General features: G+C 49.6%; 1 pseudogene. It reads right to left on the minus strand.

Annotated features, from left to right (window positions below):
- Positions 1-480, minus strand: a pseudogene (locus ADA42_RS02585) (phage tail protein); the annotation flags it as partial.

Consider the following 480-nt stretch of genomic DNA (forward strand, 5'->3'; position numbering starts at 1 on the left):
GCAGTCGATAGAGCCGTGGCTGCATTGGTTTTGGCTTCATTTGCCGAGCTGTTGGCAGTGTTTGCCGTATTCAACGCATTGGAAGCATTATTGTTTGCAGTATCGGCTGTGTCACTTGCAGCGGTTGCTGTTGCCGATGCTTGCTGTGCAAGACTTGAAGCTGATCCCGCAGCAGAGACTGCCGTTTCTGCTTTGGTGATTGCACTGGCAGCATTGGTTTTTGCTACCGATGCATCAGATTCAGCCACATCAACGCGGTTATCCAGCGCCTGAATCGCGCTTGAGTTACTGCTAGATGCAGTAACAGCACTTTCAGCAGTCTGTTTAACAGATGCCAAAGCGGTATCATTGCGGGCAATATAGTTATTGATCGCTTGCGTATTGGCTTCATCGCCCGATGCACGTGCTGTTCGCTCCTCCTGAATTGCTGCCTGACTTTTACCAACTTCAACATTAATCGTATCAATCCGCTGGCCAAGA

The sequence above is a fragment of the Acinetobacter sp. 243_ASPC genome, assembly GCF_001054715.1.
GTDB lineage: Bacteria > Pseudomonadota > Gammaproteobacteria > Pseudomonadales > Moraxellaceae > Acinetobacter > Acinetobacter soli.